The sequence below is a fragment of the Vibrio aphrogenes genome (assembly GCF_002157735.2).
In the GTDB taxonomy this organism is placed as follows: Bacteria; Pseudomonadota; Gammaproteobacteria; order Enterobacterales; family Vibrionaceae; genus Vibrio; species Vibrio aphrogenes.
The window spans coordinates 2,066,725-2,091,222 of sequence record NZ_AP018689.1 but is presented as its reverse complement, the minus strand read 5'-3'; the positions used below and the strand labels follow the sequence as shown (position 1 = coordinate 2,091,222).

Annotated in this window: 14 protein-coding genes; 1 reads left to right on the top strand and 13 read right to left on the bottom strand. The window is 43.8% G+C overall.

Going from position 1 to position 24,498, the window contains the following annotated elements; genetic code table 11:
* Nucleotides 1-50 precede the first annotated feature (50 nt).
* Entirely contained in the window at nucleotides 51-2,426 is a 2,376-nt protein-coding gene (gene mrcB / locus VCA1004_RS09500; RefSeq protein ID WP_086981544.1) for a penicillin-binding protein 1B, read from the top strand.
* Nucleotides 2,427-2,641: 215 nt separating this feature from the next.
* Here mrcB and emrD read toward each other — a convergent pair whose 3' ends face one another.
* The 13 genes from emrD to rsmC all read right to left on the bottom strand — a co-directional run bounded on the left by emrD (nucleotide 2,642) and on the right by rsmC (nucleotide 24,479).
* The gene (gene emrD / locus VCA1004_RS09495) at nucleotides 2,642-3,847 is read right to left on the bottom strand and encodes a multidrug efflux MFS transporter EmrD (protein ID WP_086981543.1); all 1,206 of its coding nucleotides are present in this window, start codon (nucleotides 3,845-3,847) and stop codon (nucleotides 2,642-2,644) included.
* A gap of 512 nt (nucleotides 3,848-4,359) precedes the next feature.
* Nucleotides 4,360-5,772: a phosphoglucomutase/phosphomannomutase family protein gene (locus VCA1004_RS09490; RefSeq protein ID WP_086981542.1), complete on the bottom strand. Its 1,413-nt coding sequence runs from the start codon at nucleotides 5,770-5,772 to the stop codon at nucleotides 4,360-4,362.
* A 175-nt stretch (nucleotides 5,773-5,947) separates the two neighbouring features.
* Nucleotides 5,948-8,353: a GH36-type glycosyl hydrolase domain-containing protein gene (locus tag VCA1004_RS09485; protein WP_086981541.1), complete on the bottom strand. Its 2,406-nt coding sequence runs from the start codon at nucleotides 8,351-8,353 to the stop codon at nucleotides 5,948-5,950.
* Between the two features lie 65 nt (nucleotides 8,354-8,418).
* Entirely contained in the window at nucleotides 8,419-10,347 is a 1,929-nt protein-coding gene (locus VCA1004_RS09480) for a beta-N-acetylhexosaminidase (RefSeq protein ID WP_086981540.1), read from the bottom strand.
* A 55-nt stretch (nucleotides 10,348-10,402) separates the two neighbouring features.
* The gene (locus tag VCA1004_RS09475; protein WP_086981539.1) at nucleotides 10,403-11,290 is read right to left on the bottom strand and encodes an N-acetylglucosamine kinase; all 888 of its coding nucleotides are present in this window, start codon (nucleotides 11,288-11,290) and stop codon (nucleotides 10,403-10,405) included.
* Nucleotides 11,290-13,011, bottom strand: a complete 1,722-nt coding sequence (locus tag VCA1004_RS09470) for a glycoside hydrolase family 9 protein (RefSeq protein ID WP_086981538.1) — start codon at nucleotides 13,009-13,011, stop codon at nucleotides 11,290-11,292. Before VCA1004_RS09470 ends, VCA1004_RS09475 begins: the two co-directional genes overlap by 1 nt.
* 111 nt (nucleotides 13,012-13,122) lie before the next feature.
* Complete coding sequence (locus tag VCA1004_RS09465) at nucleotides 13,123-14,124, bottom strand: ABC transporter ATP-binding protein (RefSeq protein ID WP_086981537.1); 1,002 nt, start codon at nucleotides 14,122-14,124, stop codon at nucleotides 13,123-13,125.
* A 71-nt stretch (nucleotides 14,125-14,195) separates the two neighbouring features.
* Entirely contained in the window at nucleotides 14,196-15,194 is a 999-nt protein-coding gene (locus VCA1004_RS09460; protein ID WP_086981536.1) for an ABC transporter ATP-binding protein, read from the bottom strand.
* Between the two features lie 2 nt (nucleotides 15,195-15,196).
* Complete coding sequence (locus VCA1004_RS09455; protein ID WP_086981535.1) at nucleotides 15,197-16,222, bottom strand: ABC transporter permease; 1,026 nt, start codon at nucleotides 16,220-16,222, stop codon at nucleotides 15,197-15,199.
* A 2-nt stretch (nucleotides 16,223-16,224) separates the two neighbouring features.
* Nucleotides 16,225-17,211 carry an ABC transporter permease gene (locus tag VCA1004_RS09450; protein WP_086981534.1) on the bottom strand — a complete coding sequence of 329 codons (987 nt, stop codon included), beginning with the start codon at nucleotides 17,209-17,211 and terminating at the stop codon, nucleotides 16,225-16,227.
* 187 nt (nucleotides 17,212-17,398) lie between these two features.
* On the bottom strand, nucleotides 17,399-19,081 hold the full coding sequence (locus VCA1004_RS09445; protein ID WP_086981533.1) for an ABC transporter substrate-binding protein: 1,683 nt from the start codon (nucleotides 19,079-19,081) through the stop codon (nucleotides 17,399-17,401).
* Between the two features lie 756 nt (nucleotides 19,082-19,837).
* A complete protein-coding gene (locus VCA1004_RS09440) occupies nucleotides 19,838-23,221 on the bottom strand; it encodes a response regulator (RefSeq protein ID WP_232012589.1) in 3,384 nt (1,127 codons plus the stop codon).
* Nucleotides 23,222-23,453: 232 nt separating this feature from the next.
* Nucleotides 23,454-24,479, bottom strand: a complete 1,026-nt coding sequence (gene rsmC, locus VCA1004_RS09435; protein ID WP_086981532.1) for a 16S rRNA (guanine(1207)-N(2))-methyltransferase RsmC — start codon at nucleotides 24,477-24,479, stop codon at nucleotides 23,454-23,456.
* Between the last annotated feature and the right edge of the window lie 19 nt (nucleotides 24,480-24,498).

Sequence of the window (24,498 nt, the reverse complement as noted above, 5' to 3'; positions counted from 1 at the left end):
TGAATAAAGAGACCTCTCTTTTTAAATCACAAGATAGGAAAGGCAAGACATTGAACACACCGAAAAAACCGGCGACAACGCGTCGTAAAGCGACCGCTAACTCTGGACGTAAAGCAGGCCCGGCAAGAGGCCGTAAAACGCCTACGAAAAAAAAGGCAACCTCGAATAAATCGTGGTTAAAAACCTTATGGGGGATCGGTTGGAAATTAGGTTTAGTTTTTGCAGCATTGATGATCGCTGCTGGCTTTTATTTAAATGGTGTGGTCACGGAGCGTTTTGCTGGGCAATTATTCGAACTGCCAACGGTAGTCTATGCTCGCATCATGAATTTGGAACCGGGCAGTAATCAAAGCATCACACAAGTTCGACAAGAGCTTGATGTGCTCAATTATCGCAAAGTGGCGAATCCGATTCGTGAAGGCGAATATTCGGCATCCGCGACGAAAATTGAGCTCTATCGTCGCCCGTTCACCTTTGAAAATGGGCCAGAACCTGCCCGTCATGTGATGTTGTATTTCAATGATTCTGGATTACAACGCATCCAATCTTTGGATTCGAAGGCCGATTTGGGGTTCTTACGTATTGAGCCGAAAATGCTAGGGATGTTGGAAGCGCAAAAACAAGAAACGCGTTTATTTTTGAAATTGGATCAATTCCCTCCTGAAATGGTAGAAGCACTTTTAGCCACGGAAGATCGTCATTTTTATGAGCATGGTGGGGTATCTCCCGTGGCGATTGCTCGTGCCTTTGTAGCCAATTTAAAAGCAGGCCGCGCTGTTCAAGGGGGCAGTACCTTAACTCAGCAATTAGCGAAAAACTTATTTTTAACCAGTGAGAAAACCTTATGGCGTAAGTTTAAAGAAGCTTATATCGCCATCATTTTGGATTATCGTTTTAGTAAAGAACGTATCTTAGAGGCTTATTTAAATGAAGTGTATCTTGGGCAAAATGGTGGAGAAGCGATACATGGTTTCGCCTTGGCTGCGAGGTATTATTTTGGTCAGCCGATCCAAGAGTTGCGCATTGATCAGTTAGCGATGTTAGTCGGAATGGTGAAAGGGCCATCTTATTACAATCCAATTCGTCATCCACAGCGTGCGAAAGAGCGTCGTGATCTCGTGCTTGAGTTGATGATGCAGCAAAATATCTTAAACGCCTCTCATTTTGATGAGGCAGCCAATCGTCCACTTGATTTGCAGAAAAACCCCCATTTAGGTAAACGTCAACCGGCTTATTTTGAGCAATTGCAGCGCGAGCTAAAAGAAAAGGTAGGCGATAAATTTAAAGCCGATACGGGGTTACGCTTATTTACGACCCTTGATCCTGTGTCTCAAGCGTACCTTGAACAAGCCGTGAAAAAGACCATTCCAAGATTAGAGCAACGTTCCGGTAAAGGATTAGAAACCGCCGTGGTAGCGGTAGATCGTCAGACCGGAGAAATTCGTGCCATGATTGGCGGTCGTCATAGTGGTTTTGATGGTTTTAATCGTGCGTTGAATGCCAGTCGGCAAATTGGTTCTTTGGTCAAACCGGCTATTTATTTAACCGCCTTGGAAAATCCAGAAAAATACAATTTGGGAACCACCATTGAGGATAAACCGATCACCTTGACCAACCAGCAAGGAAAAACGTGGTCACCACAAAACTATAATCGTCAGTTCCGTGGTGAAGTTCCTTTGTATCAAGCAATGGCAAAATCCATCAATGTGCCGACGGTTAATCTGGGGATGCAATTAGGTATTCCGGCGGTGATGGAAACCTTGAATAAATTAGGAGTCGATAAACAAGAGGTACGTCCGGTGCCATCGATGTTCCTTGGGTCATTTTCATTGACGCCTTATCAGGTCTCACAAATGTTCCAAACGATTACGAACTCAGGTAAAAGAGCACCTTTGACCGCGTTGCGAACCGTGATGGATGTAGATGGGCATGTCTTATATGAAAGTATTCCACGCGCCTCACAACAAGTACCACAGCAAGCGGCTTGGCTCACCACGTATATTATGAAAAAAGTGGTCACAGAAGGCACCAGTCGTTCTTTGCAAGGGAAATACGGTTGGGCAACTTTAGCGGCCAAAACTGGTACCAGTAACAAGAGTCGTGACAGTTGGTTTGTTGGTGTCGATGGGCGTGAGGTTGTGACTATTTGGACTGGGCGTGATGATAACAAGCCGACCAAGCTAACAGGTGCTAGTGGCTCGTTACAAACCTATGCAAGTTATTTGGCGCAACGTGCTCCTGAACGCTTAACACTACCGTGGCCAACACAAATCGTCACTACACACTTTGAAGCGACCCCAACTGGTGGTTATCAAGCAGCATGTGGTGGGCAGATTGAATTACCACAATGGGATAGTAAAGGTGAATTAAAGGATCAATGTAAAAATAATCCTAAGCAATGGTTTAAATCACTATTTGATTTTTAGGCTTGTCGGTAATCACAATCACACTTATTAGATGATCTGCTAATGAGTGTGATTGGTTTAAGTGCGAGCGTAATGAAATCCCCCCCAATGTTGGTAGTCAACGATTGGGGGGGATTTCACGCTTATGACGCCTAGCTTAGTTTATCGGGTTTTAGTGCACTGCTAATGGGTTAACTGATAACAGGTTAACTAATAGCGGGTTAACTAATAACAGGCTAGTGCGCGGTGCCTAACACATCTGGTGACATTGGCTTCTTATTGACTCGATATAAACCTAATACCGCCAATAAAGACATCGCTAACATCAGAGCACCTAATGGCATTTGGTTATGAGCTGGCATCATAGCGGCAATCAAGGTGGCTAAACCCGCACCAAAGTTTTGAATCCCACCTAATAAAGCACCCGCAGTCCCGGCATGATGCGGGAAAGGTGAGATCGCACCTGTGGTCGCAGCAGGAAATAACACCCCAGCGCCTAAAAAGTAAATGGTCGCTCCACCAATCAAGCTTAACGCATTGGTATAACCAAACACCCCAGGGATAAAGATCACTAGTGAGCCTAACGCAATGGCCACTAAACCAAAGTTTAAGGCGCGTTTTTCTGAGTGGCGTGAAGCGATCCAAGTCGACATCGCCGAACCTAATAAATAGCCCGGGATTGGGACAATGAATAATAAACTGACCGTTGTTGCGGCAAGTTTTAATTTTCCGCCCAGTAACACCCCAGCCGCCGCTTCAAATAAAGCCACCCCAGCAAAGGTTGCTACTAAGCAAAGTAAGTAGCCTTGGAATTGCTGATTACCTAAAACGTAACGGTAGCTGGTGGCGACAGAATCGTAACTGCGTGACTCTTTAGGTAAGGTTTCGGTCATATGGGTAAACATGATGATGGTTACGCCAATACCAAATAAAGCTAAAAATAAGTAGCTACTACGCCAGTTAAATGCTTCAGTTAAATAGCCCCCCAATAATGGTGCAATTAAAGGTGAGAACATTAAGCACATGCTGATTAAGCTATTGACCTTATGTAAATCACTGCCTGAAAAACAGTCACGGCTTAAGGTACGTGACATCGCACCACCACAGCCGATCCCCATACCTTGAATGAAACTTGCCGCAAGGAATAAAGTGAAGTTGTGAGCAAATAGCGCCGCTAACGAGCCAACCACATAAATGATTAAGCCTGTTAAAATAATGGGACGACGACCTAAGCGATCTGATAATGGCCCATAGATAAATTGAGATAAGCCATAAGGGATCAAATAACAAGCCATGACAGCTTGCATGGATGCCGCTGAGACGTGAAATTCGTGCGCCATGTAGCCCATTGACGGCACATACATGGTTTGCGTCATTTGTCCCACTGCTGCCAAGACGGCAATCAAGAAGGTTAGTTTGATTAAACTAATAGGCGCAGACATGCATTTTCTCCAGTAAAAAATGATTAAGTATTGATAAGGGAAATGATCAAAATAAATGACCTTGTTTATGCTGGGGATGGTAGTGCTAAGGCACCGTTTCATCAATCGAAATGTGATGTTATTCGCAAGATGAAAATCAATGTAATGGATTAGATTTTCTAATGAGTAGATGGGTTCCTAGGTTCGAGTCCCTAGTTCCTAGGAGGGGGGCGCTTTTGGTGGTGGAGAACTTTTCATCTCCAAGATGACATGTTTATACCCAAGTAACTTTAACTTGCCCTTCGGGAGCTTCATTCAAACCTTTATGCCGCGTCAGATTGGTTTGAAAGGTGGCTACATTCCTTCGCCAATCTTCCTTGCCTAAAGGTTTGGATGATAGCTCTGAATTCTGCATCTTGAAGTCACTTGGGTATAGAGGCTGCGAGTCATGAGATTAATAAAAAAGACCGCAGCTCTCACCACGATCTCTTCCAAAGCTAGAAGCTAGGCACTCGAACCTAGCAACTTATCTTCTATAACGCTAAAAACATCTTCATTTGTGCAACAACACTTTCTGCTGTTGGTTGGTCGGCCATTTCCGAGAAAATGCGCAACAGCGGTTCGGTGCCTGAGAAGCGAGCAATTACCCAGCCGCCATTTTTGAAGTAGACTTTCGCACCATCGTCATAGCTGACTCTTTCTACCTCATATTCAAATTCAGGCAGCTGTTTTTCAACGTAGATTTTGTTGTACAGCGCTTGTTTTTGTGAGGCTTTAAAGGTGCAATCGCCCTCGGCTGTGTAGGCGTAGCCATATTTGCTGTAGATTTCATCGAGCATTTCTGACAATTTCTTGCCTGTCACGCTGATCATCTCAACCAATAAGCTGGAAGCAAACACACCATCTTTGCCTTTGATGTGGCCACGAATGGTTAATCCACCCGAACTTTCCCCGCCAATTAAAGAGTCGTCGGCTTCCATTTGGCTACTAATGTGTTTAAAGCCTACTGGAACCTCAAAGCTTTTCTCTCCATGATCGGCGGCAATTTTATCTAATAGGTGAGTGGTGGCAATATTACGTACCACCGAGCCTTTCCAACCTTTGTATTCAAGTAGGTAATAATACAACAAGATCAGGACTTCATTGGGGTGAATGAAGTTACCTTTTTCATCGATGATCCCTAAGCGGTCGGCATCGCCATCTGTCCCAATGCCAATGTCGTAACCTTCGGCCGCGACTAAGTGTTTTAATCGATATAAGGTGGCAGCGCTTGGTGATGGCATTAAGCCACCAAATGATGGATTTTCACCGTCATTAATGACATCGACATCACAACGACCATTGATCAACACCGTTTGTAAGGCATTTTTGGCGACCCCAAACATCGGGTCAATCAAGACGCGTAAGTTGGCTTTTTTGATCGATTCCATATCAATGGCATTAATGATCGAATCCACGAACTCGTTCATTGGGTTAATGATTTCGATACTGCCATTTTCTAAGGCATCATCAAACTCCATTACTTGCACATCGGCGGGGTTTAAAACTGCGATTTGCGCTTCTATTTTTTGTGTGATCACTTCGTCGGCATCACGACCACCTTGAATAAACACTTTGATGCCGTTGTAATCGGCAGGGTTGTGTGAGGCGGTAATACAAGCGGAATAATGGCAGTTCATGGCTTTGGCTTTGAACATCACAATAGGGGTGGGAACAAAGCGATTAATAAAGCTGACTTTTACGCCATTGGCCGCTAATACTTCAGCAAACCACTTGGCGGCTTTATCCGATAAAAAGCGACGGTCATAACCAATCACAAAGCCATTTTCGGCGGCATTTTCATGATTGATGATGTTGGCAAGCGCTTGCGCGACTAAACGCACATTGGCTTGGGTAAACTCTTCGCCAATAAAGGCGCGCCAGCCACCGGTTCCAAATTTGATCATAATGACATCCTTTTAAAAGAGCCGAAAAAGAACGAATGCTCGTTACTCGTGGCTCGAAATTATTGCTTGGAAACTCAAAGTTTTTTAAGCTTTCTCCGAGACCCGAGACCCGAGACCCGAGACCCGAGACCCGAGACCCGAGACCCGAGACCCGAGACCCGAGACCCGAGACTAACTAACCTAAAATCACCACAACTTCGTTGATGCTACCAGCCGCTTGTACCGGAATAGCACCTTCAATTGCTTGACCATTTAAGGTCATTGATGCCACCCCTTTGCTAACTTGATTCGGGTTTTGTACCGTAATCTTATATGTCGCACCACGCCATTGACGGGTCACTTCAAAACCAGGCCAAGCGGTAGGAATACAAGGATCGACGGTTAGGCCTTCAAATCCAGTACGCACGCCAAGAATGAAGTTTGTAACCGCAAAGTAAGCCCATCCGGAAGTACCGGTTAACCATGGATGGTTAGCACGACCATGATCTTGGTGATCGCGACCCATGATGAATTGCACATAAGAATAAGGTTCTGCAATGCGCGTTTCGATCATGTCATTTTGGTTGTAAGGGTTTAAGGCGTCGTAGAATTTCATCGCTTTATCACCACGGCCAAGTTTGGCTTCGGCAACCCACGCCCAAGGGTTGGGATGCGAGAAGATCGCGCCATTTTCTTTCACGCCTTGATACACACGAGTAACAAAACCAATGTCATCATTTGGGGTAGCAAAAGATGGAGCATTCAAGTGTAGGCCGTAAGGTGAATATAAATGTTCATCGACAGAATCCATGGCACGTTCGCCACGCTCTTGAGATACCGCGCCAGACAGAACGGCCAGCGTATTCGATTCTAAGTGAATCTTTCCTTCGGTTTGCTTAGCGGTACCGATTTTGTCGCCATTTTTGGTTAGGCCACGAATATACCAACCGCCTTCGTCATCCCATAAGTGGGTTTCGCAAGCATGACGTACCCCTTCAGCCATGGTGCTGTATTTGTCGACATCGTCGGTGTTACCTAAGTATTTGGCTAATTCGATAAACTCTTGCAGTGCCCAATAATGGAGGAAGGACACCATAGATGATTCGCCGCCACCTAAGTTTAAGCAGTCATTCCAGTCGGCACGTAAACCTTTACAAATACCGGTGTTACCCACATATTCTGCCGAGAAATCTAAGGCCGCTTTCATGTGTTCGTAGACGGTAGCATTACCACCATCGGCATACGGGATCACTTCATCAAAGAAGCTTTGCTCACCGGTTTCCATAACGTATTTACAAATGGTGGGAACCAACCATAAATGATCGTCAGAACAGGTATCTTCAATGCCGTGGATCTTATCTTCATCGCTTGGGGTAGGAACCACGGTTGGCGATTTTGAAGGTTTGACATCGGCTTTTTCTGGATCGAACCAATCTGGATCAAACAAGTGCAGACCGTAACCTGCTTTCACTTGGCCGCGTAGGAGATCGACTAAGCGTTTGCGCGTCATTGTTGGGTTGGCATGCGGAACCGAAATCGCATCTTGAGCTGTGTCACGATAGCCAAGACCAGTACGGCCACCTACCTCAATGAAAGAAGCAAAGCGTGACCATACTACACAGGTTTCTGCTTGGTAGAGTGTCCATGCGTTGATCATGGTATCCAAACCTTCATTAGGCGATTTGACTTGGAACTTGTTACAACGCTCATCCCAGTGAGCCTTTATACCCGCAAACGCAGCATCGATATTGCTAAGATCTTGGTATTTGGCACGTAGCTTGTCGCCATTGCCTTTACCGATACCGAGCAGGTAAGCAAAGCGAATTTCTTCACCCGGTTGGATGATAAATTGTTTATGCAAAGAGCCACAATGGTTATAACAGGTTTGCGCGGAATTTGAGCATTGGCCTTTTTCTACAGCAATAGGGTTAGCTTCATCACGGTATAAGCCTAAAAAGCTGTCACGCTGACCGTCATAGGAATCTGGATCAAAGGTTGAAGCTAAGTAGTAAAAGCCTTCGAAATCATTGGTGTTGTAGTAAAGATCGTATTCGATCACCCCAGTGCGATAAGCCGTTCCTGCAGAATACAGTGACATCTGATGGTTTTGGTTATCCGATTGAATATGGCTAAATGAAAATTCAACAAATGAGAAAGCACTAATGGTACGCGGTTTGTCACCGGTATTTTTAATCACCACATCCCAAATTTCAGCGTCTTCATCTTTGGGAACGAATAAGGTTTTAGTCGCTGTAATGCCGTTATAGTCACATTTAAATTTAGAATATGACAAGCCATGACGGACTTCATACGTCGCTTGATCTAGGCTTTTAGCAACAGGTTGCCATGAGATAGACCAATAATCGCCCGTTTCATCATCACGTAAATACACATAATGTCCAGGACGGTCGAAAGAGGCATTAGGGCGGAATTTGGTGACACGATTATACTCAGGGGAGTTATAAAATGAGTAACCACCAGCATTGTGAGAAATCACGGTACAAAACTTTTCCGTGCCTAAATAGTTAGTCCATGGCGCAGGTACGTCTGGACGAGTGATGACGTACTCACGGTTGTCATTATCGAAAAAGCCGTATTTCATATTGTATTCCTTTCTTAAATTAAACACCGACATTGCGATATTCACACCGCTCGGTGGGTAAATTGCTAATCTGCTTGATACCAAGGGCGAAATTGAATGCCTTGGTGAATTAAAGTGGGTAAATGCCCATTGAGGCGGGCTAAAAAATCAGCCCAATCTCGTTGTTTTCTATCCGTCCAACACGCTTCAGCCATTGCTAATAAACGTGGATAAAGCATGTGGTCGATACGATTTTGCTGATCGATGACTTCGCACCATAAGCCGCACTGAACACCAAAGATGTGTTGACGGCGAGGATCGTCTGGCGCAAGTTCTGATAACGGTTCATAGGAATAGGCTTTTTCTAATGGCGTGACTCCTGCCCAATTGACGCCCAGCTCTTCACTGTTATGGTCTTGTACGATATCTAAATAAGTGTATTGCGCGGGTTGTAAGATAATATCGAAGCCTTTTTCAGCTCCTTCCAATCCTGCTTTTTCACTAAGCCATGAGCAAACGATGGTGTCTTTGCTGACTTTATTTCCATGCTGAACTTCTTCCCAGCCAATCATGCGTTTGCCAAGCGAGGCGAGCTTTTGTTCGGCGTGACGAAGTAAGTGTCCTTGGAGTTCTTTAGGATCGGTGTAACCATGTTGTGCCATTAACGCTTGGCATTTCGGGCTATTGCTCCATACACCATGTGGGACTTCATCAGCCCCAATATGAACATAAGGCGCTGGGAATAATTGCGCGACTTCTTCTAAAACGGTATCGATAAAGGTGTAAGTACCGGTTAACGCTGGCGATAACACATTATCGGTATAGTACTGAATACTGCGATATTGGGAGCGGTCTTCGGGATCGACTAATAATTCCGGCAAAGATTTGATGGCCGCGCGACAATGACCAGGAATATCGATTTCAGGGATCACGGTTATGTTACGCTCTGCGGCGTATTGGACGATGTCTCGGATCTGTGCTTGGGTATAAAAGCCGCCGTATTGCTCAGCTAAGTGAGAATATTGCGGTTCAATAGGGGTTTCAAATCCACGCCAAGCGCCAATCTCAGTTAATTGTGGTAAGGCTTTAATTTCAATACGCCAACCTTCGTCATCGGTTAAGTGCCAATGGAAGACATTGAATTTGAGTTGGGCCAATTGATTAATGAGGCGCTTAATGGTCTCTATCGAATGAAAGTGACGAGCACAATCTAGCATCATGCCACGGTGCTTAAAGCGTGGTTTATCTTCAATAATGACACAAGGTAGCGAGCTTTCGCCGTGGTGAACTTGACGACAGATCCATTGCCATAAGGTGACGGACGCCGACATAAAGCCGCTGGTGGAGTTGGCTTCAAGAATAATTTGTTGTGGTTGAATTTCAAGTTTATACGCGTCATCGGATAAGTTAGGGCTGACGACAAAGCAAACGTTGCCTTGGCTGCTCATTTTTATCGTATTATCCAGTAACGTGCTGAGCTCACTCGCCAACCAAGTTAATGCTGCTTTGCTTTGGTTTGAATGAGATTGAAAAATAATATTTTGGGCTAAATCAAACTTTCCTGCCGTTAATTGAAGGCTGACAGGTCGAGGAATAATCCCTTGATAATTAGTGGGAGTATTGGGGGTGTAGGTTTTTTGTTTGTTGGCCGATTTCAAGGCAATCGGGGTCACGGCAACCTTGATGTTATGGCGTTTATTTTGAATGACAGTGTGAATAATCGCATCATCAAACCCATCATTTAATAATTGGAAAGGGGCCGTCTGACAACCAAACTCAACGTAATAATGGGCGTTTGCAGCCAGTGTGTGTGGCGCTTGTGGGATAAACGTGCATAATCCGCCCACTTGTTCAATGCGGCCTTGTGTTAGGCTATCTGGCTGAATATAACGGCGAAAGCTCACATTAAGTTGCCAATGTTGTAAATCCACATCGCTTAAATTATGCAAAGTTAAGCCAAAACGAGTGTAATTTTCCTGTTCTTCAAGAACGGCAAGGTCAATACGATAATCCATGTGTCTACCTTTTTAAGCCTGTTGAGTTGTCATTATTGTTATTGCTTTAAGATGGTTATTGGTTCAATGGATACAAATTATGTTGTGGCTGATTGGCCATCATTAGCGCCCCTTCGATTGCATCAAATTGAGGGGCGACTAAATAAGGTAAAACCTCTGCTGAAAGCCAAGGGTGGATACGTTCACCGATACCGCCCATTAAGACGATTTTGTCAGCGCCCTTGTGAATTAAAGCATTAAGATAGAGGTCGAGATCTTGGGCGCTGTGTCGCAGCAGCTCTTCTGCAACGGCATCGCCTTGAGCGGCGCAAGCAAAGATACTCGGTGAAAACTGGCCATAATCGCACGGACGAGCGGTTTTCGACCAAGCCACAATCGCATCAAGATCATGTTCAAAATGCTGCAAAACCATATCGGTAATCGCGCTTGAGGGTTTGATACCATCGACCGCAAGTAAAGTGTGTTGAATTAAACGCAGCCCCATGATGGCACCGCCACCGAGATCGGAAATCGGAAATTCACGTCCGCCAACTACATGTTGTTGACCTTGCTTTAATAACAAGCCACAAGAACCGGTTCCAGCAATCATAATGGCACCATCTTGACCGTGATGAGCTCCAAGACAAGCGCCATAAGCATCGGTATTGAGTACCATGCTGGCAAATGGGTGAGGTTGGCTCATAAATTGTAACCACGCTTGTTTTTGCTCTGCTGCCGCTAAAGCCAGCCCAACATGTAAGCGAGAATAATCATCTTGGGTGAAAGGCGTGGCTTCAAGCGCTTGTTCAATGGCTTGTAGAATCGAGGCCATAGCTACCTCAATACCAAGTAAAATATTGGCACTGCCGCTTTTACCTTCACCGATTAAGTGACCGGATTGATCGCGAACGCGCGCTCGACAAGAGGTACCGCCGCCATCAATGCCTACGAAAAGATAAGACATTATTGCTCTCCTTTCGTGGTGAGCTCGGCATAGTGTTGGCTGAGAATTGCCAATAAATACCAAGCGCCATGTGGGATCCATTGTTCGCCCCAGCGCCAGTTTTGGAGCATGTCATCTTTTTGTGCGGGAGGGTTAAAAGCAATGTCGCTCTCATCTTCAAAGCCAGCAGTGATACCATTGCACACCCCTCCTTTGGCATTGAAGAACCCAAGGTCTGGCAAGTAGTCAGGGTTATTGTGACCATGGCCATCAAGCATACACATATCGTAAGGGTTCAATCCTAAGATCCAATCAAGTGCAGACTGACCATAGGTTTTGAGTGCGGCTTTTAACTCTTCATCTTGCAAATAAGGTTGAGCCAAATAGGCCATGCTGGCTAATGAGCCCAAGCGAGCATTTTCACCTTGCCACCAGTAGCCAGACTCGTTGTGATGGGCAATAAAAAAGGCGCTACGTTTGTTACCCGTTACCGATTTAACATATTGACGAGGGTAGCCAAATGGGTTTTGGACTTGGTGTGTGATCGCCAGTTCAAATCGTAAGGCGTTTTCAACTACCGACAGTACAGGTTGTTGATGAGTTGTATCGGCTTCGATGGCTAAATATTCCAAGAGCGCTATCACTGGCAACCCCGCTTCGGCGGCGTGAAAATAGGGGCGTGAGCCATCAGCATTGGCAGACCAAAAGTGTTGCCATTGCTCATCACTGTGTTGTCTTGTGATTAAGGCGCTCGCCCAGTTCCGAGCTTGCGTTAAAAAGAGGTCTTGTTGTGTACTGCGATATAACTCAGTGGCGGCTAAGAGGGCGCAATATTCATCAATAATATTGGCCGTACCATCATTGAGGTATTCGCTGTTGTGTTCCATTAAGTGCCAGTAGCCTTTGATGGCGGCATTGAGGTAGTGGCTTTGCGTGTACTCGCCACATTGAGGTAAACGTGCCGCTGCCGCGAGGGCGGCAATTGCAACCCCTCCACCTTGGCGGAATCCGGCTTGATAATCGTCGCCTTTATGACCTTGTTGAGTCTCATAAGCACAGATTTCACGTTGTTTGATATCTTTACTCCACTTATCAAACACCGTCATATAAAAGTAGCCTTGCTCACTTTGCATGCGCACTAAAAAGTCAGCGCCAAATAATGCTTCTTCGGTTAAACGAACCTGAGAAAAACGTGCAAAATCACTGTGATTGTCAGTCAGTGATAGGCCTTTTAGCATATTCCAAACAACCATTGGAATTTGCTGAGGATTAAGGTAGTTTGCATATGAAAGATGGCTTAGATATTTACTGACATCACCTGAAGCATCATACCAACCACCGTGTACATCAAGGTGTTGTTCACTATTGAGTAGCGGTACTTTTTGATCTTGCTTATCAAAAATACCGCCACAGCGTTGGGATTTAAAATAATGCAAGACATCGGAAAAGGTGCGTTGCAGCAGCAAGTTTTCTTGGATCATGAATGGGTGAGAGTGGTGACCTGCGATCGCCAAAAAGTACTGGCCTGCTTGAGTAAACGAAGAAAAATCGATTTGAAAATACTCACCATGATGCCAATTATCGACCCGACCGATGGCGGTGGCATTAAACTCGGCCGCCACTTGTAAGCTATCAACATTAATTAATTGCGCGGTGATGGTTTGATCTAATGTTGAGGCAAGTACAACGGCATTTTTGCTGCTAAAGCATGAGTAGCCAAGGTGGTTAGTAAGAATTTGCATATCTGCTCCAAGCCTCTGTCTGGTGATAGCATCCATCAGACAACGATAAAAATGGTTCTGTGTCATACCAATCCAGTGCAGAACTCAGATTGGTATGACGGTTGAAAAATATTAATTTTCAAATAAGTAACAGCGTACAAAGTGGTTTTTAGCCAACTGAGTGACACCTGGCATTTTTTCACGACATTTTGGCGTTGCGTGTAAACAACGACCCGCGAATGGGCAACCGAGTGAATCTGGGGTCCAGAGTGGGATCTCGCCTTTATTGCCTTTTAATTTTTCATGAATGGATTTTTTGGGATCCGGTACTGCTGACACTAAAAGTTGAGTGTATGGATGCTGTGGATCATGAATAATGTCATCGGTGTCTCCCCATTCCACCATGTGTCCGACATACATCACCGAAAGATCTTCGGCAATGTAGCGAGCGGTGGCGATGTCATGGGTGATATAAAGTAGCGACATTTGTTTATCGAACTTCATCTCTTCCATTAAGTTCAACACACCGGCACGAATCGAGACATCCAGCATGGAGGTTGGCTCATCGGCTAACACCACTTCAGCGCCAACTGCAATGTTACGGGCTAAGTTAACGCGTTGACGTTGACCGCCTGAAAGTTGGTGTGGGAATTTGGCCGCGGTTTCTTTTGCCGGGTTTAATCCCACTTGTTCTAGCAGTTCGTATACGCGTTCTTGTAACTCTTTTTTGTGGCTGCTTTTGACCTTTTTATGAATGATCAAAGGGCGAGCAATATGGTGAAAAATATTATGGGTTGGGTTTAAGGATCCAAATGGGTCTTGCCATACCATTTGTACGCCTTCACGATAATGCATGAGATCTTGTTTGTTTTTGATCTCTAAGATATCGCGACCTTTGTACTCAATTGTCCCAGCAGTAGGGGGGTACATTTTAGCGATCATTTTGGCGGTGGTAGATTTACCTGAACCCGATTCACCCACGACCGCTAAGCCTCGGCTTTTATACATTTTAAATGACACGTCATTGATGGCGCGCATCATTGGCTGTTTTAATGAATTACTGGTGATAGGGAAGTCTTTAACCAGGTTTTTCCCTTCTATCAATAATTTTCCATATTTGTCTGATGAGCTCATAGTTGTCTCCAGCTTTCCTAATTCACGACTGGCTTGGTGCCGGTTATCCATGGGTTAAAGTGATGATGAAATTAAGCTTTAACTTGAACAATAGGTTCACCATATAAATGGCAATTCGATAACCTTCCAGGCTCAATTTGACGAAGTTGTGTGGGTACTTGACGACAAGTGTCATGAACGCGCTCACAACGTGCTTGGAAACGGCACCCTTGTGGTATTTCTAATAAGTTAAGTGGGTTACCAGGAATACCTACCAACTTGGTTTTTGGCCCCGTTAACGGTGGAAATGATGCCCCTAATCCTTTGGTGTAAGGATGATAAGGCGATTGCAAAATTTCTTTAGACGGAGCCACTTCAATGAGTTCACCGGAATACATGATGCCGATGCGATCAGAGAACTCCACCATCAAGGATAAGTCGTGCGTGATGAATAAAATTGAAAAGCCGAACTCTTCTTTTAACGCATAGATCTTTTGTAGGATTTCACGTTGCACCACTACATCCAGCGCCGTGGTTGGTTCATCCATAATGATCATTTTTGGATTTAACGCTAACGCAATGGCGATCACCAGACGTTGACGCATTCCTCCAGAGAATTGGTGAGGATAATCCCCTAAACGATCTGGGTGGATATCGACAATTTCTAATAAGCCTTCAGCACGATTTTTCGCTTGTTCACGCGTCATATTGGTATGGCGCATGATCACATCACAAAATTGCTCTTCCATGGGAAGCACTGGGTTTAAGGCGTTCATGGCACTTTGGAAAACCATGGACATTTCACTCCAACGGAAACTTTGAATACGTTGTTCACTGTATTTCAAAATATTTTCACCATCGAAGATGATCTCACCACCGGTAATAAACGCGGGCGGCTTATGCAAACGCATTAATGAGAAAGCGACAGTGGATTTACCACAACCTGATTCACCGGCAAGGCCAAAGACTTCGCCTGGGGCAATATCAAAGCTCACATTATTGACCGCACGGACATCACCAGCATCGGTAATGTAATCAACGCATAAGTTACGAATGGAAATTAGCGGTTCTTGTTTTTGAGTCGTCGTCATAGTTATTTATCTCCGCTCCATACAACATTTTGTGGTGGTAACTCTGGCTTACGAGCTTTAATGTCTTGTTCTGCAATTTTCTTCCAACGTTTCATGCCTTTATGAGAACGTAATTGTGGGTTGGCTACTTCATCCACGGCAAAGTTCAACATCGCTAAACCTACCGCAAGTGTTGTTAAAGCAAGACATGGAGTGATCAGTTCCCACCATGCGCCAACTAAGATGGCAGATGAGGTTTGTACGTTGTACAACATGATGCCCCAGCTAATAGTGCTTGGGTCGCCAAGACCGAGGAACGAGATGGTGGCTTCCATCATGATGGCGTACATCACAGAGCCGATGAAGCTTGCACCAACAATTGAGATGAGGTTTGGCAAAATCTCAACAAAGATAATGCGGAACGAAGACTCACCTAATACTTCAGCGGCTTTTACAAACTCTTTTTCTCGTAAGGCTAAGGTTTGCGAGCGAACCACACGTGCCCCCCATGCCCAGGAGGTACAACCTATAATCAGGGCTATCGTTAATGGGCCGGCCTCACCTATGAAGGCGGCAAGAACGAACAGTAATGGGTATTGAGGTATAACCAGCATGATATTCATGGCCGCAGTTAAGATGTCGTCAATACGTCCACCAAAGTAACCCGCAGAGACACCAATCACTGTCGCGAGAAAACACACCACTAAGCCTGCACCAAAGCCTACTCCTAGAGAAACGCGAGCTCCGTAAGCTAGTTGTGACCACACATCACGGCCCATACGTGTTGTACCTAATACATGATCTTCTTTTTTCGACATGATCATAGTACGGCGATCATTGGCGAGGTTTTGCGCCACCCAACCATCAGGACTTTGTTTCGCAATATGAGTGATTGCACTTGGGTATTCATGTGGATTACCGGTGCGACGATCCGGTTCATGTTTGGTAATTAATGGGGCAAACAAGGCCATTAAAATAAAGGCAGTCAGAATAACGACACCAAGCATTGCTTTGGTATTACCTTTTAATAAGTTAATTAATGCTTTCATGATTATTTACCTCCCTTGCGTAAGCGAGGGTCTAGTACGACATACAACATATCGGCCAATAAGTTAAAGAACAGCATGAACAAGGTCATAATCAGTAATTGGCCCTGCAGAACTTGATAGTCACGAGAGTTAATCGCGTTAAAAAGAACAGTGCCAAGCCCTGGGTAGTTAAAGATGATTTCAACAATCAGTTGTCCACCAATCGCCATCCCCAATGACATAGACAGTGCGGTGACACTTGGCAACATGGCGTTACGTGCGGCATAGTTAAATACCACGCGGTTCTCACTTAAGCCCTTACCTTTTGCCATCGTGATGTAGTCTTCATTAAGCAGGTTAATCATGTTGTTACGCATGTTGATTAAGAAGCCACCGATTTGTACGACTGAGGCACAAAAAAGTGGTAGCACAGCGTGATAAGCGACATCTTTAATAAAAGCCCAACTGGTCCAGTCTGGAATTGTACCGGCCGTGTAGGCGTAACCGGTTGGGAACCAACGCAAGCCGACTGCAAAGATAAACATGGCAAGCATCGCGATAACCACTTGAGGTACCGCTTGAATTACTAACATGCCCGGAGAGATAAAGGCATCGTATTTACTACCGCGTTTCCAAGCGGCAAAGATGCCCAGAATGGAGCCGATAGAGAATGAAAAGATAACCGCCGTTCCGGCTAAAAATAATGACCAACCAAACGCGCTGCCAAGCAATTTCTCAACAGAAAGAGGGTAGAACTGGATAGAGGTCCCTAAATTCCAGCTAAAAATGTTTTTAATATAAGCAAAATATTGAGCGATGATCCCGCCATCAACAAAGCCTAATAGTTCTTTCATTGCCGCAATACGTTCTGGGGTGACTTGTACCGTAGCATGAGCAAACATCATGGTTACTGGGTCACCGGGCATTGCGCGTGGAATCGCAAAGTTGATCGTGGCGGCCACAACCAATGCGATAAAATAAAATCCTAAACGTTTTAAGAAGAATCCCATAACTTACACCTTCTACTTCCCCAGATTTTTTGGCCTGTTTCTGGATACAGGCTGTCTAGATAAGACGGTTATTCAGACAAAGAAACCCCCTGACGACGAGCGCCATACGTTTTCGTATCAATAAGGGGGGTTAAGGGCGGCGCACTGCTAGCATGTTTCAATAAGTGCGCCGCAAGGGTTGAGCGTGTTACTTAACTGGTTTTAGGTCCAGTACGTGTAGTAGACGCTCAGGAATGCCAGCCCAAATTTGTGGACGGCCTTGTGGGTTTTTCTCATTCCACCAGCCTGTGAAACGTTTCGTGTTGTATTGGTACATAGCGGCACCAGATAGAACCGGAACTGTGACTTGGTTTTCAGCAATAATTTGCTGAATTTGGTGTGCAATGTTTAGCTGCTCATTCTTGTCTGCTGTTTTGTAGAAGCTATTTAATAGGCTGTCTAACTTAGCATCTTTGAAGAAGTGCATTGCGAAACGAGGCATACCTTCACCACTTTGTAGTGCTGAGTTGTACGCTGAGTTCCAGTAAGTGTATGGGTCAGCACCGTGGAAGTAGTTGGTGTAAGCCACGTCATAGTTACCTTCTAGCATCGCTTGGTTGTAAACTGCGAATTCAGGAGTACGTGCTTTGGCTTTAATTCCAACATCTTGTAGTTGCTCTACCGCCAGTTGTACTGTGTTGTTAAAGTCAGTCCAACCATTTGGTGATTGAATCAAGAGCTCAAAAGATTTGCCAGATGGTGTTTCAACAAACCCATCGCCATTTTTATCGATAAAGCCTGCTTTTTTCAGCAATGCTTTAGAGCCTTCCACGTTGTAAGTGTTGTAGCCTTTGTATTTCTCATGAACTTTTTCATCCGACCAAGCTTCAAAGGTATAACCTAGGCCGGATGCGAAGTCGTTTGGTGTCCCTGCACCGTAGAAAGCGATATCAATGATAGTTTGACGATCAAGTGCCATAGAGAATGCACGGCGGAAGTCGACGTTAGTTAACGCTTCTTTTTTCGCTGGATCTTTTTCAGCGAAGTTAATCATGAAAGATTGAGTCCCTGCTGGTGGATACCAGTATTGATGGTTCGGGCTGACTGATGCGTATGTTTTATCGATATCAGGTACGAATGAAGAGGTCCAGTCTAATTCTGAGTTGACAATTTTCCCTAATAGCTGATCGTTGTTAGCAATTTGAGGTACACGTAAACAGTCAACATCTAGGTTATCTGCATCCCAGTAATTTGGGTTAGCACATTGGATGTAAAGTTGTGGAGTAAAGGTATCGATTTCAGTAAATGGACCGGTACCAACTGGGTTTTCGTTAGTGAAAGTAGTCGGATCTTTCACGTCTTTCCACACGTGCTCTGCAACAACAGGCACTTTCGAAATTTCATAAGGTACGTTAGAGTTTGCTTCAGTTAGGTGGAAAATAACTTGATAGTCACCTTTCTTCTCTACGCTTTTCACCCATTTATTAATACCAGACTGATCGAGTGCTGGGTATTTTTTCAATAGGTCGTACGAGTAAACAACATCGTTAGCGGTGAATGCTTTGCCATCAGACCATTTCACGCCTTCACGGATATCAAAGGTCACAGACAATAGGTCATCTGACATTTTGAAATCTTTTGCAAGACGCATTACTGGTGTGTTGCCATGCATTTCGTTAAAAATAACAAGAGGCTCGTAAATAAAATCTGTGGTTGTTTTTAAGTTAGTGGCGCCAAGGTATGGGTTAAAGTTGCGCACCATTGTAGGGTAGAAATCAGGCACAATTGTTAATTCGCTACGCTCTGCGGCGGTGGCGATAGAACTAAAGCCTGTTGCTGCCACAGAGAGAACTGCGGCAGCGATTGCTGTTTTCTTAATATTGGTAAGCATAGCTGTTCCTTACTTTTTGCTTTTGTTTTAGCTTAATTAAAAGGAATGTCATCAATTGATAAACACTCGCTGAGACCTACCTCATCCATTACCCACTTTTCGATGTGATGTTCTAAACACCGAGTCGATAATTTCGAGTGGCCTGTAGGCCTTTGCCCTACAAGAAAACACCTTACCGTTGAAATCGTCAATTTCGATTCTCGTTAATAACGTTAAAACCATTCGACTTTACGTTAAAAACGTAAAAACTAAGCGAAAGTGGTTTATTTTTATGCGATTTTTAGTGGTGATTAAGATCACATTTAAAGACCATTCTTCATTTTAATGTAAGTACTTACTATCTATTTTTTCTTTGTATATATTGATGATTAATGGTTTTTTAATATTTGGTGATAATGATCACTTCGCTTGGATTTGCTTTATTTTTTATATGAAAGAAATATTGCCGATTTGTTGTGAGTGGCTTCGCATAACCAATAATAAGATCATTTCTGAGCAATTTGTGGCTGAAATAATAGCATTTTTTGTTTGATTTACAGGCGAGTGGTTTGGTTAATTTATTTTAAAAATAAAGTTTTCAAAGAGGGTTTATTAACTGGAAATAGCAATATCGAAACCAGCAAAGAGTCAAACCAATAAGGGGAATAAGCCTACGTGTGATTGGTATAATGCAAGGAAGGAAATGAGGGTAATAAAAAAAGCCCATCGTCATTGATGAGCTTTTCATTCAGATCTTAACCTTAGCTAGTCGTAAGGTTAGCTGGTGAGTAAGGTTTGTAACTTTTCACGACAACAAAGTAAATGTTGGCGTTGGCTGTTATCAAGAGAGGTGTGTTCAAGTATGTAATCTATGGTATTTAATACGGTACGCCACCTTGGTGTTTTGGGTAGGGTTTCAATACGTAAGTATTTATCTAGAGTACGAGTCTGGAGTGTGCTTCGGTCAAGGTACACACGCCATAATCCACTTTGTTCAGCGAGAGTAAATTTGGTTTGCCCAGTATCGGATTCCCAATAGTCTAAAGCGGTATTCATGGTATCGACCAGTATTTCTCGCATGACTTGTTGTTTGTCTTCACTTTTATGAGCGACTTTATCGGCCAGTCGAGTGAACTCCCCGCCAAGTTCTTTCAATTGTTGTAATTTGTTTTTATCACCTTCAAAGGCATAACTGGATAAGGCTTCAATTGCGGTTTCCAGGTTGTCTATCCGTTGTGCATTGATCCCACCACCAATATTGAAGATGTACATATATTTTAACCCAGATCCTTCAGGTAAGGTTAAAACGTCACAGGTGATATGTTCTCGTCTGTCGTCGACAAAAATATCAATGTCACCACAATAGTGCTCTTGGGTCATGCTCAAGTATTTAGGCGCAATGATTTCATCACCTTGAGAACGTTTAAGTTGTTCAGGGGTTCGTTTAAATAGTTTGGCGGCTGAATCATTGGCAAAACGAATTCGACCGTCTTCTCTTAAACAAATAATGGCTTCTGGTGCTGATTCTAATTGCTCAAGTAGACGTCCTTGTGTCTCAAGTAAGCTGGCTTCCACTTGCTCTCGAATACGTAACTCTTGTTGTAACTGTGCATTTTCAATACGACGTAACTCGGCTTTACTTGCGGTTAAATGAGCGCGTATTCGTGCTGCCAGCTCTTGCTTGTTAAAGGGTTTATTTAAGTAATCATTCGCCCCGACATCAAAGCCTTTAATGCGGTCATTGGTTTGACTTAAGGCTGTTAATAGAATGATGGGTAATTGGCCGTGATCATAGTGTTTACGGACATCTTGACAGACTTCATAGCCATTGAGGCCCGGCATCATGATATCTAATAGTAATAATTCTGGTTTTTCTTCTTCAATCAGGGCTAAGGCTTGGATACCATCGACGGCGGTTTTGACTCGATAACCTTCTAAGCGTAAAAAACTGTCGAGGATCTGTAAGTTAACAGGTTCATCATCAGCCACAATCAGTAATGGGCCATCTGGATTTTGTGGTAAAGAGTCATCTTCATTATTGATAAAAGAGGTCACTTCAGGTGCTTGGAAGTGAGTTTGGACCGTGTCTGTTTGGTGAGCTTGAATATCCTCTTCGCTAGCAATGGCTAAAGAAAAACTAAAGGTGGTACCGACGAATGGTTGGCTACTGACGTATAAAGTGCCTCCCATTAATTCAATTAATTGACGGCTGATAGATAACCCCAGTCCTGCGCCTTGGCGATAACGACTGGAATCTTGCCCGGCTTGAATTAAAGGTTCAAAAATATGCTCTAACTGATCAGATGGGATCCCTTGACCGGTATCCACCACTTGAATGCGGATCTTTTTCTCAAGCATGGTTGCCGAGATAATAATTTTACCTTCAGAGGTGTATTTAATCGCATTGCCAATCAAATTGTACAGCACTTGTTCTAAGCGTTGCGCGTCGGCTAAGACGAGCGGTAACTCGGCTGGAATTTGGTTGATGATACGTATTGGCTTCTCCCCTAATAGGTGCTTAGAGAGCTCTAAAACTAACTGGGTAGTGGCTGCGAGATCGACGGTAGTCGTTTGGATATCTAAATTGCCATAACGCATTTTATGATAGTCCAATAGGTCATCGACTAAGGTGGCTAATCGTTGTCCACTATTAATAATAATCGAAAGTTGGTGTCTTTGATGTGCTGGAATTGGGCCATTGGCACCTGAGTTCAGAGCTTCTGCTATTCCCACCATCCCATGTAATGGCGTTCTTAACTCATGCGAGGTGGTCGCCAAAAACTCATCTTTTAATTTATTGGCTAAATGCAGCTCATCGTTTTGTTGGCGAATTATTTTGATATTGTCTTCTAACTTAGTATTTTGCGCGCCAATTAACTCTATTTTCTCTTTGATAGAGCGCTGCATCCGCGTAAAGCTGGTGGCGAGCCTGCCAATTTCGTCTTTGCGGTCGATATTGACGATCTCTTGCGATAAATCTCCAGCAGAGACACGTTCTGCGACCCAAGTCAGCTTGAGAAGAGGGAGCGTTATAAAGTTTGAAAGATAATGAGAACAAACAAAGACAACGATGATCCCGCCGAGCATCACAAGGTAGAAAATATGCTTCAGTTGTTGTACGCGGGCATACGCATCTTTTTCTGGTAGCTCGACGACCAAGGCCCAAGTTTTATCTTGAATGTGTATTGGTGCATAGGCAGCCAGAGTTTTTTCTTCATTTAGGTTGCTAAATGATCCGACAGAGGTCTCGCCAGATAAGGCTTTTTGAATGGCTGCGTTGCTAGAGGTGATTTGCTCAGTTGTGATGCCTTGAATGCGAGCTTGTTGATCGGAACCAATTAATAATTTCGTTATGTCTTTATTGTTATCGGCCACAATATTGGTTAATTCGGTGCTGGGCAATTTAAACATGGCATAGCTGTGAAGGTAGCCTTGCTGAATAATAGGCGCGCCTATCCAAAGGATTTGTTGACCGTGGCTTTGAGAGAAATCTGAAATCACAAGGGGAGTGTAATCTTCATTATTTTGACGAGATTTTTCGACGACTTCAATTAACTGCTGAAAAGTCTGCCCTAACATAGAGTCTTTATATTTCCCAGTTAACAGGTTGGTACCGAAATCATCATTTTTTTGGACCGAATAAGCGACATCTCCGCCAAGGTCGATTAATAAAATATCACTAAAATCAGAGCGTTTTAAAATATCAAGATAAGCCCAGTGATAGCGTTTATGAAGAAGACGATAACGCTCAGTACTGGCGTAATATTTCGAGTCAGGCAATACCGAAGTCTTAATTTGATCGCCTGAGCCTAAGATATAACGCTGTTGAGCATTGGCCCGTGATTCTTCAGGGCTGTCACCTAATTTATTAAAAGCGCTGATCAAACCATAAAAACGCCCTCCACTTGAATAGGCAAGCTCAGAACGAACAATCCCTAATGCTTCTGAGCGTTTCGCTTTTAAATAATCGTTAATTTGTTGTTTTTTCGTGTCGCGAACAGAGACTAAATATGAGGTGCTTTGCTGTTGGAGATCTTGGCTGTGAGAATGTAAGAAAAAAAGCCCAATAATGGTTAAAGGTGTGAGACTTAAAACGAGAAAAGCCACCATTAAAGTGTGCTGAAGTCTTTGAAATTTATGAGTCTTACGTGACTTTAACATGATGTCGTTATTCACCTATGGTCAATCGTTGCTAAAGGAAAGAGTATTAATTAGAAATGTCACAATTTAGATAATATGCCTTTTTACTACTTTATTCGCGAATAGTTAAGAATACTTGATTTTCGATAGTAAAAAAGGTGATCGGTGACGATGAATGTCACAAATTGGAGTGTCAAAGTACAAGAAAGCCTACTACTGGGGTAAGTAGTAGGCTGGAAGAGATGGGCGAAGCTTAGTGTTTTTGTGCTGAATAAATCGAAAATTTATTATTTTTTTCTAAGGTTTCACACTGGCCAAAGCTTTGTTGAATAATGGGCGGGTACTTTAAAAAGTTATTCGCTACGATGATCATTTGCCCTGAGTCAGTAAGGTATTGCGGGGCTTGGGATAGCAATTGTTCGGCGGCGCAATAATTGGTGTCTAACCCTGAATGAAAAGGCGGGTTACTAATGAGATTTTGATATTTTCCACTCACGTCTGAATAAATATCTGAAGCAAACACATGACCGGTTAATCCATTTTCTTTTAAGGTCGCTTTGCTAGACTCTACCGCTAAGGCACTGATATCACACATCTCTATTGTAATATTAGGATTTCTTGTTGCCATCACACAGCCGATGACGCCTGCGCCACAACCAAAATCTAAGGTTCGACCGGATAAGCGAGGTAGGGTGCTTAACAGTAATTCGCTTCCTTTATCAAATTCACCGTGGCTGAATACACCGGGCAAACTTTTGATGGTTAATGTGGTTTCACCAACAGTGAGTGGATAGGTTTTAAACCATTGTTGAATATCAAAAGGTTGTGCTTGGCGAGTGGCTTGTCCCCAATAAAATGAACAGCGTCTGGCGGAATCGTATTTTTTGATCACACCGTATTGAGCAAACATTTTTTCAATGCTTTTTACACCCGAGCGGTTTTCACCGACCACACAGATTTCGGTTTGTGGCCCGAGTTTATCCATAAGCATGGCAAGCAGGTATTCAGCTTCGGCTTTGGCTTTTGGCCAATAGAGCAAGAGCATATCGGCTTGAGTATCATCTGTTAATTGCGCGCCAAAATAAGAGCGAATTTGTGGGTAGCGTTGAAATTGCTGATGATAACCATAATGGGTTGTAAAAACCTCAACCGATTCACAGTGTTTCTCCAGCTCCAAGCAGAATAAATCTTCCGCCTCACCGGCAATCAAGACGTGTTTTCCATTAAAATAGTCAAGTTGACGTTGGGCTATTTGGCTTGGTGCTGTGTACGTTGTCATGTGAAGGGCTACCTAAAAA

What these genes read in the sequence shown, in the direction of transcription:
- VCA1004_RS09450 (WP_086981534.1), bottom strand. Translation starts at nt 17,211, where the DNA reads ATGGGATTCTTCTTAAAACGTTTAGGATTTTATTTTATCGCATTGGTT.
- VCA1004_RS09470 (WP_086981538.1), bottom strand. Translation starts at nt 13,011, where the DNA reads ATGCAAATTCTTACTAACCACCTTGGCTACTCATGCTTTAGCAGCAAA.
- VCA1004_RS09480 (WP_086981540.1), bottom strand. Translation starts at nt 10,347, where the DNA reads ATGGATTATCGTATTGACCTTGCCGTTCTTGAAGAACAGGAAAATTAC.
- VCA1004_RS09475 (WP_086981539.1), bottom strand. Translation starts at nt 11,290, where the DNA reads ATGTCTTATCTTTTCGTAGGCATTGATGGCGGCGGTACCTCTTGTCGA.
- VCA1004_RS09460 (WP_086981536.1), bottom strand. Translation starts at nt 15,194, where the DNA reads ATGACGACGACTCAAAAACAAGAACCGCTAATTTCCATTCGTAACTTA.
- VCA1004_RS09455 (WP_086981535.1), bottom strand. Translation starts at nt 16,222, where the DNA reads ATGAAAGCATTAATTAACTTATTAAAAGGTAATACCAAAGCAATGCTT.
- rsmC (WP_086981532.1), bottom strand. Translation starts at nt 24,479, where the DNA reads ATGACAACGTACACAGCACCAAGCCAAATAGCCCAACGTCAACTTGAC.
- VCA1004_RS09490 (WP_086981542.1), bottom strand. Translation starts at nt 5,772, where the DNA reads ATGATCAAATTTGGAACCGGTGGCTGGCGCGCCTTTATTGGCGAAGAG.
- VCA1004_RS09445 (WP_086981533.1), bottom strand. Translation starts at nt 19,081, where the DNA reads ATGCTTACCAATATTAAGAAAACAGCAATCGCTGCCGCAGTTCTCTCT.
- VCA1004_RS09465 (WP_086981537.1), bottom strand. Translation starts at nt 14,124, where the DNA reads ATGAGCTCATCAGACAAATATGGAAAATTATTGATAGAAGGGAAAAAC.
- VCA1004_RS09485 (WP_086981541.1), bottom strand. Translation starts at nt 8,353, where the DNA reads ATGAAATACGGCTTTTTCGATAATGACAACCGTGAGTACGTCATCACT.
- emrD (WP_086981543.1), bottom strand. Translation starts at nt 3,847, where the DNA reads ATGTCTGCGCCTATTAGTTTAATCAAACTAACCTTCTTGATTGCCGTC.
- VCA1004_RS09440 (WP_232012589.1), bottom strand. Translation starts at nt 23,221, where the DNA reads ATGTTAAAGTCACGTAAGACTCATAAATTTCAAAGACTTCAGCACACT.